15 protein-coding genes are annotated in these 15,708 nt (G+C 27.9%); 6 read left to right on the top strand and 9 right to left on the bottom strand.

What is annotated here, in order from left to right; all coding sequences use genetic code 11:
- The first annotated feature begins 160 nt into the window (after nucleotides 1–160).
- From BMUR_RS00185 to BMUR_RS00170, 4 genes are read left to right on the top strand one after another with little or no spacing between them, the layout of a single operon-like run.
- Nucleotides 161–661, top strand: a complete 501-nt coding sequence (locus tag BMUR_RS00185) for a chemotaxis protein CheX (RefSeq protein WP_008726787.1) — start codon at nucleotides 161–163, stop codon at nucleotides 659–661.
- Between the two features lie 11 nt (nucleotides 662–672).
- Entirely contained in the window at nucleotides 673–1,359 is a 687-nt protein-coding gene (locus BMUR_RS00180) for a peptidoglycan recognition protein family protein (protein ID WP_013112576.1), read from the top strand.
- An 18-nt stretch (nucleotides 1,360–1,377) separates the two neighbouring features.
- Entirely contained in the window at nucleotides 1,378–2,781 is a 1,404-nt protein-coding gene (locus BMUR_RS00175) for a hemolysin family protein (protein WP_013112575.1), read from the top strand.
- 50 nt (nucleotides 2,782–2,831) lie between these two features.
- A complete protein-coding gene (locus tag BMUR_RS00170; RefSeq protein WP_013112574.1) occupies nucleotides 2,832–4,019 on the top strand; it encodes a CapA family protein in 1,188 nt (395 codons plus the stop codon).
- Between the two features lie 35 nt (nucleotides 4,020–4,054).
- Here BMUR_RS00170 and BMUR_RS00165 read toward each other — a convergent pair whose 3' ends face one another.
- From BMUR_RS00165 to BMUR_RS14280, 7 genes are read right to left on the bottom strand one after another with little or no spacing between them, the layout of a single operon-like run.
- Nucleotides 4,055–4,285 carry a hypothetical protein gene (locus BMUR_RS00165; RefSeq protein WP_013112573.1) on the bottom strand — a complete coding sequence of 77 codons (231 nt, stop codon included), beginning with the start codon at nucleotides 4,283–4,285 and terminating at the stop codon, nucleotides 4,055–4,057.
- Nucleotides 4,286–4,304: 19 nt separating this feature from the next.
- A complete protein-coding gene (locus BMUR_RS00160; protein WP_013112572.1) occupies nucleotides 4,305–4,718 on the bottom strand; it encodes a hypothetical protein in 414 nt (137 codons plus the stop codon).
- A 9-nt stretch (nucleotides 4,719–4,727) separates the two neighbouring features.
- On the bottom strand, nucleotides 4,728–5,273 hold the full coding sequence (locus tag BMUR_RS00155; RefSeq protein WP_013112571.1) for a hypothetical protein: 546 nt from the start codon (nucleotides 5,271–5,273) through the stop codon (nucleotides 4,728–4,730).
- A 2-nt stretch (nucleotides 5,274–5,275) separates the two neighbouring features.
- A complete protein-coding gene (locus BMUR_RS00150; protein ID WP_013112570.1) occupies nucleotides 5,276–5,662 on the bottom strand; it encodes a hypothetical protein in 387 nt (128 codons plus the stop codon).
- Nucleotides 5,663–5,674: 12 nt separating this feature from the next.
- On the bottom strand, nucleotides 5,675–6,004 hold the full coding sequence (locus BMUR_RS00145) for a hypothetical protein (RefSeq protein ID WP_013112569.1): 330 nt from the start codon (nucleotides 6,002–6,004) through the stop codon (nucleotides 5,675–5,677).
- 16 nt (nucleotides 6,005–6,020) lie between these two features.
- Entirely contained in the window at nucleotides 6,021–6,518 is a 498-nt protein-coding gene (locus BMUR_RS00140) for a hypothetical protein (protein ID WP_013112568.1), read from the bottom strand.
- Between the two features lie 42 nt (nucleotides 6,519–6,560).
- On the bottom strand, nucleotides 6,561–7,892 hold the full coding sequence (locus BMUR_RS14280; RefSeq protein ID WP_013112567.1) for an ATP-binding protein: 1,332 nt from the start codon (nucleotides 7,890–7,892) through the stop codon (nucleotides 6,561–6,563).
- Between the two features lie 428 nt (nucleotides 7,893–8,320).
- On the opposite strand from BMUR_RS14280, the gene BMUR_RS00130 reads away from it, so the two are divergent.
- Nucleotides 8,321–10,861, top strand: coding sequence for a helicase C-terminal domain-containing protein (locus tag BMUR_RS00130; RefSeq protein ID WP_013112566.1), 2,541 nt, complete (start codon nucleotides 8,321–8,323; stop codon nucleotides 10,859–10,861).
- A 179-nt stretch (nucleotides 10,862–11,040) separates the two neighbouring features.
- Here the strand turns inward: BMUR_RS00130 and BMUR_RS00125 are convergent, their stop codons facing one another.
- Both BMUR_RS00125 and BMUR_RS00120 read right to left on the bottom strand, forming a co-directional pair.
- Complete coding sequence (locus BMUR_RS00125; RefSeq protein WP_013112565.1) at nucleotides 11,041–13,092, bottom strand: ligand-binding sensor domain-containing protein; 2,052 nt, start codon at nucleotides 13,090–13,092, stop codon at nucleotides 11,041–11,043.
- Entirely contained in the window at nucleotides 13,079–14,827 is a 1,749-nt protein-coding gene (locus tag BMUR_RS00120; RefSeq protein WP_407636416.1) for a SpoIVB peptidase S55 domain-containing protein, read from the bottom strand. The genes BMUR_RS00125 and BMUR_RS00120 overlap by 14 nt, the downstream gene beginning before the upstream one ends.
- 205 nt (nucleotides 14,828–15,032) lie before the next feature.
- Here BMUR_RS00120 and BMUR_RS00115 point away from each other — a divergent pair, with 205 nt between their 5' ends.
- Nucleotides 15,033–15,683 carry a bifunctional nuclease family protein gene (locus tag BMUR_RS00115; RefSeq protein ID WP_013112563.1) on the top strand — a complete coding sequence of 217 codons (651 nt, stop codon included), beginning with the start codon at nucleotides 15,033–15,035 and terminating at the stop codon, nucleotides 15,681–15,683.
- The last annotated feature ends 25 nt before the right edge of the window (nucleotides 15,684–15,708 follow it).

Below are 15,708 nucleotides of genomic sequence, written 5' to 3'. Positions count from 1 at the left end.
TATCATTACATATAGTGCAAATAAATAAACAATATTTTTTAGTCCTTAAATTTGACAATTTTGTTTTAAATAATATAATTTAAATTAAAGCTAATTATTATTGAAATAAAAATTAACTATGTTATAATTAGCGAATAAATAAAAATTTAAGGAAACAAATATGGCTACAACTCCTATTAAATTTATGGATGTAAGATTTATTAATCCATTCATAGTATCATTAGTATCAATATTCAAAGAAATGGCAGGTCTTACTATGGAAAAAGGAACACTTGTTAAAGGTCAGGGACGTAAACTTTTCTCTGGATACGGTGTTGCTATAGGAATTGTGGGTGATGTTAATGGACAGGTTTTATATGAATTCCCAGAAAACTTTTCACAGCTTCTCACTGAGAATCTCACTGATAAAAAACGCGGAGAGTATGACTCTGAAGATGATTTTGAGGATATGATGAGAAGTGTCATTAATGAGATGGGAAACACTATAAGCGGGCTTGCTATAACTAAATTGGCAGAAGAAGGTATAAGCTGCGATATAACTCCTCCTATACTTTATTTTGGTAAAGAAATACAAATAATACCTAAAAACTTACAAACTATCATTATACCATTCCAATCTTCATTAGGATTTGTAAGTGTTAATATTGCTATGGACGCATGATTGATAATTAAATGCTAAAAAATATAATCGGTATATTTATCATAATATGTATATTATCATGCAATAATACTATAAAGAGCAGTGTAAAATATACTAATGATTATAATGTACAAACGAATACTCAAGAATTAATTATCAATAATGATTACAAAATAACACCTAATTCACTAAGGCTCAAATTATTATCCGAATATACGAAAGTACATTATGGACAGCCTTTAATATATTTGGAAAATCCACAGATAATTGTTGTTCATTCTGCAGAAACTCCTAATCTGAAAGTTACAGCAAATATTTTTCAAAGAGATGTGCTTCATGGAAGACCAGATATAGAGGCAGGAGGAGAAGTAAATGTCGGTACTCATTTTATGGTAGATTTTGATGGTACTATATATGCTAATACTCCTACCGAATATATAGCCAGACATACTGTAGGATTTAACTATACAGCAATTAGTATTGAAAATATAGGATATGCAGATAAACTCACAAAAGAGCAGTTAGAGGCAAATGTTAAATTAATAAAATATCTGCAAAACAAATACAAAAGTATTAAATATGTTATAGCTCATTATGAATATAAAGATAAAACTTTACCGCATTACTCTCTATACAAGGAACTTAATACAAAATATATTAATCCAAACAAAATAGATCCTGGTACAAACTTTATGCAGGAATTAAGAAAAAGAATATAAATATACAAGGTTAAAATTATGGAAATGCTATTAGTTTATTTATTTGAAATATTGACAATTATTATACTTATAATGCTTTCAGCGTTATTTTCAGGAAGTGAAACTGCATATACTTCTATTGATGATGTTACATTAATGCGTTTGGTAAGAGAGAAAAAAATTAAAGAAGAAGATAAAAAATACTGGGAAAAATCTAGTTCTATGATACCAACACTACTTGTAGGAAATAATATTGTAAATATTACAGCAAGCTCTATTATAACTGTATTTGCAATAAGGCTTGCTGAAGCATTGCCTCATATATCCACAAATCTTATGGTTACTATATCAACTGCTACAATAACTGTACTTATTATTATATTTGGTGAGATACTGCCTAAAGTTCTTATGAGAGTTAATGCTGAAAAGATGATGCCTTATCTTCTCTATTTTATGAAATTCTGCCATTTTATATTTAAGCCTATAACTTTTTTAATGGATAAAATAACTACTTTTATAATGAATTACTTCGTTCCAAAAAAATTAAGAAATACAGAGAAAAGAAGTGCATTATCAAGTATGGACGACATTACGACCATAATTCATTTAGGACATAAAGAAGGTATAATAAAAGAATACACTCATGAACTTTTAACTGGAGTAATAGACTTTAGGAATAAAACCGTAGAAGAAATTATGACTCCTCGTGTAGATATGGTATGTATAGAGGCTGAAACTGATGTTGATGAAATTATAAGACTTACTGTAGAAACAGGACTTTCAAGATTTCCAGTGTATGAAGAAACTGTTGATCATATAATAGGAATATTTCATACAAGAGCTTTATTTAAAGAATATGTAAAAGGCTCTTCTAAAAAAAGCAAATTAAAAAAGAAAGCTATTGACTATATAATGCTTCCATACTTTGTACCTGAAACTAAAACTATAAGCAGTTTATTTACTGATATGCAAAAGAAAAAACTTCAAATGGTTATTACAATCGATGAATATGGCGGAACTGCCGGACTTGTTACTATGGAAGACATCATCGAAGAAATTATGGGTGATATAGAAGATGAAAGCGATAAAAAAGAAGCGGATGTTATAAGATTTAAGGGAAAAAGAATTATTATAAATGGTAATGCCTCTATAGAAGATGTAAATAAAACTTTAAAATTAGAATTAGAACATGAAGAGTATCAAACCATAGCCGGATATGTACTTGATATGCTGGATCATATACCTGAAACTAATGAACGTTTTATATTAAAAGGATATAGAGGAAGAATAATGAAGGTTGAAGACAGAAGAATAGTAGAAATAGAGTTTACTCCTCTAAAATACACAGCAAGGAACAGTGATGCTAATGATAACAATGAAAATAATGAAATACAAGATGTACATGATATAGAAAAAAATGATTTAGAAATTGTAAATGAATAAGATAATTAATAATATAAATAAAAATAAACAAATCAAAATTAGGCTAAACTATGATAAAAACAATAATCATCACTATACTATTAATATTTTCTCTGTTATCATGCTCTGACAAAAAGGATAGCACAGAAAAAGAACAAAAAATACCAGAACCTCCTAAAAGCATTCAGCTGGTATTTACTGGCGATATAATGACGCACCCTACTATAGTGAATGCATTTCAAAGTAATGATGTTTTAATAGATTTAAAAGAGTATTTTCAAGGTGATATTGTTTTTGCAAATTTAGAGTTTGTTGTTAATACAAATAAACCTCCTATGCCTTATCCAGAGTTTAATGGCTCTTTAGATTATTTAAAATATTTCTTTAACTATTTTAATACATTTTCTATTGCTAATAATCATGCCTATGATCAAGGAGCTCAGGCTGAAGCCGAAACTGTAGCAGAACTTCATAGAAATAATAAATTAACTTTAGGAGGATCTACTAACTCTCCTAACATAGCACCTATTATAACAAATATTAATAATATACCTCTTTTTATATCTGCCTATACCATGCTTGATAATGGACTTAGCCATAAAACTAATAAAAACGATTATTTCTACTTTATGAACTTTTATCCTAAACAGGAAGATTTGATAGAAAAAGTAAAGTCCGATTTAGCCCTTGCTACAAACAATGAAATAAAAATAATATCTCTGCACTTTGGTTTAGAATATACAACAGCTCCAGAAGAAGCTACAATAAAAACTGCCAGAGCTTTGATAGAAAACGGCGTTGATATAATAGTAGGTCATCACCCGCATGTACCAAGACCTGCAGAAATATATGAAGGTACTAATCATAGCGGTATAATAATATATTCGCTTGGAAACTTTATTGCAAATCACAAGGGAAGATACCCTTATCTCGATATAGGTACAGTGGTTTCATTAAATATAAATGAAAACAGAGAAATTAGTTTTTCATATGTTCCAACTTATTATGCTTTCTTTAGACAAAACGGCTTCGAAGTAGTAATGAAGCCCATAAAAGAAGACCCTAATATTAGTATGCCTACTCTCTCAAGCAATTATGTTTATAGTGCTTATGATACTAATGCCATTAAAAAAGGATATGAACTTATACATAATTTCTACTCTCCTTTGACAAATGAAAAAGTAAAGACTATGTTCACATTCGATGTAACTAATTATAATGATGCAGTTTCTAATGAAAGTTTGGCTTATTATAATTAAATAAATTATTGGTATAATAATGAATAAACTTATTATTAATCTTTTACTATAAAACTGATAAATTCTAAAAATGAATATATTAGAAAAGCAAAAGATGACAAAAATAATAATAAATATAATAACTTATATAATTTTATTTCAATTGTATATTCACCATATTGTTTTGAAACAAAAGCTGCAGCTTTTAATGATTTATATGTTTTTCTAATAATAAAAAATATTATTATAGATGATAAGAGCATAAAGTCATAATATATCTTTTCCATATTATCTCCAATAATATAATTAGCTTTTATGAACAATCATATTTTTGCCTTTGAATTTTTTAAGGGTTACCTGATCTATGCCGCTTTCTGCCTCTATTAGCTCAGCATTCTCCTCATAATCTGTTATAGAATTAGTATCTCTATCATAAACAACATTAATAACAGTCTTTTCAGTTTCCGGACTAAGATCAAGCATACTTACTTCATTATAATTTCCGCTCTCCATATTCTCAGCAATCTTTTTAGAAAATTCATCTTTATCAAGCTTCAAGCTTATAAAAATTTTTGATATATCTTTTTTAAACTGCTTTATTTTATCTTTAAAAAATCTGGCAATATGTTTAGCAAAATTAATTATTTTAACTATTATTCTTCTTATTATATTAATAAAAGTACGTATTATATCTATGATAGCATCTATTATTTCTCCCATAACATTTCCTTATAATTTTATACAACATATAGTTATTATAAAAATAACAAACTTAGATATTTTTAACATATTATTCAATATAAGATTTTTCCTTATTTCACTTTCTATAATACTAAGAGCAGGGCTAGTATCTGAATAATAATTTTTTATCTTTTTTCTTATCATCCTAGCTCTAAACAAAATAAGAATAGAAAATACTATCACTGCCAATTCTACAATAAGCATCTTTTTATATTCATCATTCATCAGTATTAATTGTTTATTTTCATTCAAATTTATCAAAAATCCAATTAAACTATTTATTATATTATAAGAATATATAAAGAATTTATCTAAAATAGATAAGAAACCTATATGAAATGGTATTATATTAACAATTCTATTATTAATAAATCCATTCTCAAATAAAAAATAATCATACAATAAAAACATTATTAATATAAAAAATATAATATCAGTAATATAATAAATAATTCTATTACTGATATTACTTTTTATTTTTAATGCTATCCTAGTTAGTATGAAATAAAATATTATAAATATTAAAGCACCCATAATTATTTTAACACTATCATATCTTTATCTTTAAAAGCATTTTTCAAATCTTCGTCTAATTTGGCAGTTTTATAATTTAACATATATTTTTCAATATATTCTGCTTCTTTAGTATTATTATTGAAAATTGTTGCTAATATATGTATATTACCATCATCTAGTTGTTTCTTTATGGCAACTGCTAATAAATCTTTATTTTCTTTTAAATGCTGTATAACATCATCATTTTTATAAAATCTAATAAGCTCTTCCATAGTTACAATATCTTTATATACAGCCTTATTAACTAAATTATTAGCTGCTACTTTTGATAATTTATATATAATAAATCCGCCTCCAACAACTACAATAGCTCCGATTAAAGCATATAACATATCCTTACCCTCCATTTGATTCTCCATTTATTTTAAAACAATCATATCTTTATCACTAAAGGTATTTGATGTTTGAGCATCTATTGATTCTGACTCTATACCTAGTGCATTTTCTTCACTATAATCCTCTACTTCCTTAGTAGAATTATTAAATAAACAATTAACAGTTCTATAATTTCCGCTTTCTAATTTTTCTTTAATGGATATAGCCAATAAATCGTTATTAGCTTTTAATTTTGCAAGTCTGCTTGGATCTTTGAAAAAATCTAAGATATTTTTCATAAAGTTCAGTACTTTAGCAAAAATCTTTTTTATTTTTCCCCATAACTTTTTTAATAAATCTTTCCAGAAATTCATTTTACACTCCTAATAATTATTTTAATACTATCATATCACCATTACCAAATTCTTCGCTCAAATCCTTTGACAATTCATTAGTATATATTATCCAATGCGGACTATTTCCATTTATCATAGGATTATTATTATGATCCATATAAAAAACATGAATTTCATAATTAGCATAATGTTTAGAATTTTTACCAGTACTTTTCAAAAATATGCATGCAGCAGAATGTTCTTTAGGATTAATATTCCCTTTAATCATAGAAATACAATCTTCTAATGACAATACTTCTCTTTTTTCTTCATGCAAGTTCCAAGCTTCTTTGATAATACCTAATACTCCCTCTTCATGATTAGATACTGCCTGATTTAAATTTTTTAAATAATCAGTTATTTTTGCCACACCATCTTCAGGAAGTTTTTTTAGTTTATCTAATATACTATCTATAGTGTCTTTATTAGATATTTCTATTTTTTTCATATAATCTCTTGCAACTCTCAATATATCATCTTTGTTATAATTCATATTCTATTCTCCTTATTTAAAATTTATATATTATAATAATTTTTAATTAATATTATTCTCTTCTTCAGTATTCTCCTTTATTTTTTCTACAACATAATTATTATTTTCCAAGTTATCTTTGATAGAAGATTCTAATTTCTTTTTTGCCTCAGAAGACAAATTAGTCTTATTTTTTACTTCATCAAATTTTTCTTTGGCATTTTTGAATACATTATTAATAAATTCTTTATCTATTTCAGTATTACCGCTATACAAAAATGATATAAATAAATCCAATATAGTATTTTTTATTTCTCTTGGAGAAAATCCATCTAATATATTGGATAGTTCTAACAAATACTCATCTGTAAATAAACTGCAATCTATAGGAGCTTTACTAGGTATCATTTTTCTTATTATTTTGGCTCTCATATCCAAATCCGGCAGTTCAAATTTTATATGTTTCAATATTCTGCTTTCAAATGCACTATCATAATTTTTATGTAAATTCGTTGCAAATATTACTGTGCCGTTAAATGATTCCAATAAAATTAACATCTGGCTTCTTAAAGAATTAACAGCCTGATCAGAACTAGAACTAACATTTGTAATTCTTTTACCCAAAAAAGAATCTGCTTCATCAAAAAACATCATAGATTTTTCTTTTTCAGCTATTTTAAATGCCGATACTAAATTTTTAGGTGCATCTCCCACAAATTTAGATTCTATATCAGCATAATTCAATGCTAGTATATTAACCCCCAATTCATTTGCTATAGCATGTGCTGCCATAGTTTTTCCAGTACCCGGAGGACCAAAAAAATTAACAATACATTTTGGTACAGAATCTATTTCTGAAAACCCCCATTCATTATATATTTTATCAATATTTTTTATCATAATAATAATTTTATTAATTTCATCATATGTTGCCGGATTTAATACCATTTGTTTTAAGCTATATATTGGTTTTATAGGTACAACATTTAAAACAGGGTCATCTGTATTTGATACAGTATTATTTTTTGAGTTTTTAGGTATTAAATATTTTGATAAAATTTCATCTTCTGGTATATTAAAAAATAATATAATTTTTAAATTATTATATTTATAATCGTTAATCAAAGTATCCAACTGAAATCTCAAAAGAGAGATTTTTATATCTCCTTCTTTTGATATTTCTACTTGCTTTGAAAATCTGCAAATAACACTTTCAGGTCTAGTAATATTGTACAAAACACTATCAAATACTAAATATACAAACAAACTTTTTATATTAGTATTAACCATATCAAAAGCATCTATTTTTTTATTTAAAAAATCAAAAAATTCAGAATATTCTGCTTTTAATTTATCATCAAATTTGGGCTTATCTAATTCTACTATTTTTTTCATTATTTTATTCCTTACTGACAATATAATACATTATTTTATAAAAAAGTCAATATATAATTTTTTATTTATTTTTTAAAATATAAAAATATAAATAAACATGCTATTAAAATTTAATATAATATTTATTAATGAAAATAAATTTATTTTTAATATAAAAAATAATTAATAAAATATATTTCTAATATATTACATAAAATAGAAACACAATAAAACAATTATTATTTAATAGATTTATAAAAATTAGTTATAATTTTTTAATATTTTGATTATAAAGCAGTATTAATATAAAAAGAGATATATGCTCTGTAAAGATAGTTTCATTAAAAAAATAATATACTTTTAAATCATAATACAACTATATTATTTAACTTTTATAATTAAAAAATCATTGACAAAGATTTCAATATATACTATATTATTATACCTATATGAGTAATAATTATGACAGAGAAATAGACAGCGTATTTTCTACAAACGCAATAAGCTACATGAGAAAAGCAATAGCAGATGCTTACGGCAATGAAGTATACTTTGGAATAAATTTTAATGCCTACGGTATACTTGATTATATAGAAGTTATGGCTAGAGGAAACAAAGACTCTGTACCTGCTATAATATCATTATCATTAGAGTTTGACGCTGTAATTCATAATCACCCATCTGGACAGCTTACACCTTCAAGACCTGATTTAGCAATAGCAAGCGAACTTGGAAATAATGCTGGTGTAGGTTTTTATATAGTTAATAATGATGTTGATGATTATTATGAAGTAGTAAAGCCGATAAAAGCAGAAAATATAAAAACTATAGATGTTCCAGACGCTTTATATATGTTCACAGAAAACGGTACATTGAGCAAATTATTAAAAAAGTACGAATACAGACAAGAACAAACAGAACTTGTTGAAGCTACCATTGAATCATTTAATAATAATAAACATTTAATATCAGAAGCAGGCACTGGAATAGGAAAATCTTTTGCATATTTAGTACCTGCCCTATTATGGCTTAAAGAAAATAAAACTAGAATAGTAATTTCTACCAACACTATAAACTTACAGGAACAAATTATATCAAAGGATATACCTTCTATTATAGGAGGAATTGCCCCTAATGTAAAATATGCTTTGGTTAAGGGCAGAAACAATTATGTATGCATAAAAAAGGTTAAAGATGCTTTAAATGATACTGACAGACTTGACTTTGAAGAACAGATAAGATTTTTTGAAGATATTAATAATTGGCTTAGTATAACTAAAGACGGTTCTATAACAGATTTGGGATACAGACCGCAGGGAGAATTATGGGAAATGGTTGCCTGCGATACCGATACCTGTACTCATAGAAAATGCGAATACTTGGAAGACTGCTATTTTTATAAAATGCGTAAGCAGTTAAATGCAGCTCAGTTATTAATAGTTAATCATCATATACTATGTGCAGATTTATCTTTATATGCAGAAACAGCAGGACGATACAGCCTACTTCCTAGATATACAAAAGTTTTAATCGATGAGGCACATAATTTTGAAAACTCTGCTTCAAGCTATTTTGGAGATGAAGGAAGTAAAAACGGAATATCAAAGGCACTTTTTTATATTTCAAGAATGAAGAAAAATAAGAGACTTGGAATTATAGAAAGTATTAACAATATGCTTAATGATAAGAAATCATTAATCGAAAAGCATGAATATGATGAAATACTAGACTTAATAAATAAAGCTCATGATTTAACTTCAAGGGTAAGAAATGTTACTGAAGATAAAACAAAAGAGTTTATGAATTACTGCCATAAAAACATACAAACAAAAGAAGGATTAGGCTATAAATTTAGAATAAGCCCAGAACTTGTAAATACTAATCATTGGAAAAATGACGGATTAAAACCTCTTAGAGAGATGGTGCTTTCAATGACTTCTCTTGTAAATATTTGCGATAAATTATACAAAAAGTTTTTTGATATAGCCATTGAAAAAGATTTTGATTATGAAGAAATAGCACAAATGGCAAATGCATATTTAGAGAGACTAAAAAGACAATTAGTATCATTAAATGCTGTAATAGATTATAAAAAAGATGAATATATAAGATGGATAGAGACAAGACTCACAAAAAAAGGAAGTCTTATACTAAATTGGCATTTGACACCTGTAACAGTAGCAAAAAATTTAAATGATTTTCTATATTCAAGATTTGATACAGTTGCAATGTACTCTGCTACTTTAACTGTATCAAAAAGTTTTAATTTTTTCTCAAACAGACTGGGTTTTGATTATATAGAAAAAAATAAAAAAATAGAAATATATTTGGAATCGCCTTTTAATTATGAGGATAATGCAAGGCTTTATATAGCAGCTGATATGCCCGATGTTGCCTCTGATACATTTAATGACTTTACATCAAAAGTACTATTGGATGTATGCGATATTACAGGAGGAAGAGCTTTTATATTATTCACATCTTTCTCATCACTTATGAGTGTATATGAAAATACTGTTAAAAAATTAAAGAGTAAAAATATAAATGCTTTAGCTCAAACAGCATCAGTACACAGACATACTCTGCTTGATATGTTCAAATCATCTTCAAACAATGTACTTTACGGAGTAGATTCTTTCTGGGAAGGTGTTGATGTAGCAGGCAAAAATTTGGAAGTAGTTATTATACCAAAACTGCCGTTTGCTGTACCAACAGACCCTATAAGTGAAGGAAGATACAGATATATTGAAGAAAATGGAGGAAATGCATTTTTAGACTACGCCCTTCCATTTGCCGTTATAAAGTTCAAGCAGGGTTTTGGACGCCTTATAAGAAGTAAAGATGACAGAGGGGTTGTATTTGTACTCGATAAAAGGCTCTATACCAAAAATTACGGCGTTCAATTCATTCAATCTCTTCCTAATGCTAAAGTGATAAAGGCAAGTATGAAAGAAATATTTAACGATATGAATAATTTTTTTGAGTATTAATATATACCTAAAAAATATAGTTTGTCAAAAATGAATTTTTTTAAATTTCTATGAAACATAGCATACTATAATTAATTATCATATAAAAAAGTAAATAAATTATTATAGCAATAAAAAATAGGAGCAAATAATTAAATTTACTCCTATTACAATTAAACATCATTAATAATTAATTAAAATCATATAATAAATGAATAATATTTAGTATTTCCTTCAGTATCCATAACCTCTATAGTAACGGAACCAGCTTCAGCATCATCTATATTAATAGTAAATGCTTCATTCATAGAATCCAATAATCCGTCATTTGGAACTATATATCTCCATTCTCCTGTTATAGTAGAATATCTCACAGTTTTAATGAATGATAATTTATCCTCTACTCTGAATGTGACTACCCTTCCTGATCCTTCTCCAGTAACATTAAAATCAAAAAGTTCAGGAGGATCATTATCATATTTAACATTAAATACTTCTAAAGTTTTTGTTTTTATCTCACCTACGGGATTATCATATTTATCGCTTGCTGTTATTCTAAAGTCGTATATACCAGAAGGCATTAAATAGGAATTAAATTTATAGTATGATGTCTCCAAATTGGAAGCTAATTTTCTATAATTTTTTTCACCTTTTAATCTGTATTCCAAATCATATGATAATTTATCACCGTTAGGATCAGAGCCTTTCCAATATACCATAGCTTCGTTTTCTTCTAATTGAGGGCTTTTAGCTGTTTCAGAAGAATCATTCTGCTGACGGTATCTTGTAGTAAGTCCTCCATTTAATACTTCAGGAGCTAAATTGTTTTCAACATATGTAAAATCCATAGAATTTAATACTGGAGTTATTTCAGTATCAGAAGTCTCCATTGTAACCTTAAACTGCATAAATCTGCCTTCTGGAACATTTACTTTACCATTGGCATCAATAGGCATAAAATCACTCCAGCTTTTATCAACTCTTGCAGCATTACCAGTTCTAACTTCAACAGATATATTGCCGCCTTGAGGAACTGTACTCATAGCATTAAAACTTCCTAATTTACTTAAAAGTTTTAAATCTAATGTGTCGCTTGTAAAACTTCCGTAATTAGGATATCCATGTTTTATTCTGTATATCTCACCAGTTTTTGATATAGCAAAATAAAGCCCGTCTTCAGAAACTGCAAATGTAGAAAGTATTTTATTTTTTAATCCGCCTATATATGATAAAAGTCCGTCATCTCCGTTAATTTTATATATATCAGCAGTATCTCCAGTAACAAAATATATATTATTGTTTTTATCGCTGCTCAATGCTAAAACTAATGTCTGATTTAAGAAAAATAATCTTTGAACAGTTCCATTAGTATCAGCTCTATAAAGAGAGTTTCTAAACTCTTTATCAGCTTCATCAGGTCTTTTATCTCCGTCTATAATTGAAGGCAGTATTAAATAAGCAGGCTGTCTTGTAGCTGTACCAAAGTATAAATTACCTATATTATCCATAGTAATAGCATAAACTTCATTTTCGGCAGTATCATAGACTACACTGTATGAAGGATTTTCTAAATTTGTAGATAAATCTATACATAATACCAAACCTCTTCCAGCAGTACCCACATACATTTTATTATTTTTGCTGTCAAAATATAATGACATGGCATGCTGTTCTTCAGTTTTTAATATCTCTTTAATTTCACCATCTGATGATATTTTTATTACTCTTGCATTATTTCCGCCTGCTGCAGCAAAAAGGTTTCCGTTATTGTCAAACTTCATATCCCATATATAAGTATCATCTAAAGTTTTTCTCCAAAGTTCCTTGCCGCTGCTATCATACTTTATTATTTTAGCATAAGGTCCTACAGCAGCGTATACATTGCCCTGACTGTCGCTTATAACAGCAGTAAAAGCACTTTCATTACTTTCTGAAGCAAAAGAAGTAAAATTTGTAGATTCTGCATCTCTTTTATATAGTTCAGCACCGCTTCCGCTTATAGCAGCAAACATACCGCCGTCACTTACAGGATAAATTTTCCAAATATCCTTTCCGGAAATAGCTCCGTCTTGTTCTATAACAGGGGCTAATGTTAAACTGCCCTGTTCTGTAAGCATAACTCCGTCATATACTCCATTGTCAAAAAAACCTCTTTTTGTACTAGACAATGTCCTAGTAACAACTGCAAAAACATTAGCAGAAGTAAGTATTAGTATAAACTGCAGTATAAAAATAATCTTAGCGATTTTCATATTTTCTAGCCCCTTCAATTATTATATCTAATTTAATTAATCCAAGTGTAGAACATGGCATTTCATATTTTCCGTCAACAGCAGTAATAACAGCCGCCTTATCAGAAGTAGCATTTTTTGCCATTATACCATATTTGGAAGGCGGAAGTGTAGGATATAGATCCTTACCTATCTGTACGCCCCTTGATGATGAATAAAGCCATACCCTAAGAGAACTGTCATCATAGCTCTTTCCATAAATACGCATAACATCGTCTAAACTTCTTATCTCATATTTATTAGGCATAAACAACTGTTCTGCATAATTATAAATATATTCATTAGCAGCATAAATACTATAAACATCTGTCTTCAAATTAACAGGAAGTTTTACGGGTATATCTATGTACTGTTTCTCTTTACCATAAGGTGTAAGTCCTACTCTCAAATGTATAGTTTCTCCTGCTACAGCTCTAGGCTCTACCAAAGTTATATCATTTAAGAAAGCATATTCAAGATTATTTCTCTTAATTGATAATTTAACAGACTTTATACCTACTCTATTAAAATTATTGTATATAAAGAAATCTATAGGAGATATAAGCTGTTCTATAGCAGATTTAAAAGCATCTGTAGAAGAATATGCTAATATTCTATCATTTACTTTATAAGGCTCTTCAAAATAATCAGTTTCTATTTCGTAGCTTATGCTGAATACACCCTCTTCTTCACCGCCTGCAGTAGAACTTATAGCACTATATATAGCCATAGAAAGTATATCAGAGAAATATGTAGGATCATTTAATACTCTAAAATTATAATCTCTTGTAAGGAAAGTTTGATCTTCTATTTCCAATTTTACAGGCACCATAGTATTTTCTGGAACTTCACCATACACTCCAGATACTCCGAATACACCGTCATAAACAGTATATCCTAAATAATTAGAATAAGCAGCACCAAGTTTGAAAGAAGAATCTACTGAAGCTACTATATGATTAATATAAGCCCTAGAAACAGGAGCTCTTAATCTTCCTTTAGACCACATTGAATGCCCAAAAAGCAAAAACTTTTCATTATCAGTATGAGAAACTGTTCCAATACCAGCCATAGAAACATCTCCGTCTGCCAATACTATAGCAACAGAGTCCCCAAACAAAAATTTAGTTGCCTGATTTGTGTCGGAAATAGAGCCTCCAGTCTGCATAGGATAAAATCCGCTTTTTTTAAATGAAGAAGAGTATTCATCAAATGCCTTACTGCTTATACCAGAAAATATTAATGGAGTTTGAAGAGAATTATTATCAGCAAAACCTAAAAGAGGAGATTTAGCATTAGTATCTTCATATAATTTATACATTTCCTCTATAGGAGTAACACCAGCTATAGGGTCTTTAGCATAATTCCAGCCGAAAGCCAAAGCACCAGCTATTTTACCATTAAAATATATAGGCGAACCGCTCATACCTGCTACTGTGCCTGAATGATCCAAATTAAGACCTTCACACTGTATAAGTATAGCATCACTGTTATGCCATCTCTTTTTTAATATAGATAATACCTTTACCTTAAAAGGCTCTACATTTGTACCATGTATAACCGTATAGCCAACACCTTCCATACCTTCATAAATCTCACTTATGGGGATAACTTCCGGGTTTTCTGGAGGGGTTTTAGGCAAATCTTCTGTCTGCGTAAATAAATTGAATGCAAAAACAAATAGTAATGCAAAAATAAAAAATATTCTTTTTTCCATAGCTTCCATATTATAAATTTATAGATTTTTTCAAATAATTATAACTATAAATAAACTATATTTCAATACAAATAGTAAAAATTATAATATACTATTTTTCATTATCTACAAGTAAATTAATAAAAAAAATTTACCTTGACAAATAATATATATATATTAATATTATAATAAATAGGTAGTATATAAAATTAAAGAGGTTTTAAAAGTGGTTGAAGCAAAGATACTTAATTTAGCAATAACTGATAAAGGTTTTGTTGTAATATTAAAACCGGAAAAGTCTGATAAAGTTGTTCCTATATCGATAGCATATTTAGAAGCTCAGTCTATAATGGCAAGCCTTATAGGATACAAAATTGAAAGACCGCTCACTCATGACATTGTAAGCAGTATATTTCAAAACTGCGGCATACGATTAATTAATATAATAATTGACAATGTACATATAGACACATTCTTTTCTAAATTAGTAATAGAACATAACGGCAAAAATATATTTATAGATTCCAGACCTTCTGATGCGATAGCACTGTCTCTAAAATCTAAAGCACCTATATTTATAGAAGAGCATGTCGTAGATAAAGCAGGTATTGTACTTGAAGATAATGACAGCCTTATGAAAGTAAAAGACAGCATACCTTTTACATATCAAAGATTTGACAGAGAAGACCTTAAAGAAACAAGCAGCGAAAATATATTTACCAAAAAAGAACCTGAAGAATATAATAACAATACAAATACTAAAGACTATAAAAAAAATAAAGAAGAACTGCAGAGATTACTAGATCAGGCAGTAAAAGAAGAAAGATATGAAGATGCTGCAAAATATAGAGATGAACTTGATAATTTGAGCGAATAATAACTTTTATATTTATAGAGGTTAT

The sequence above is a fragment of the Brachyspira murdochii DSM 12563 genome (genome assembly GCF_000092845.1).
Lineage (GTDB): Bacteria > Spirochaetota > Brachyspiria > Brachyspirales > Brachyspiraceae > Brachyspira > Brachyspira murdochii.
This window is presented reverse-complemented; position numbering and strand designations above follow the sequence as displayed.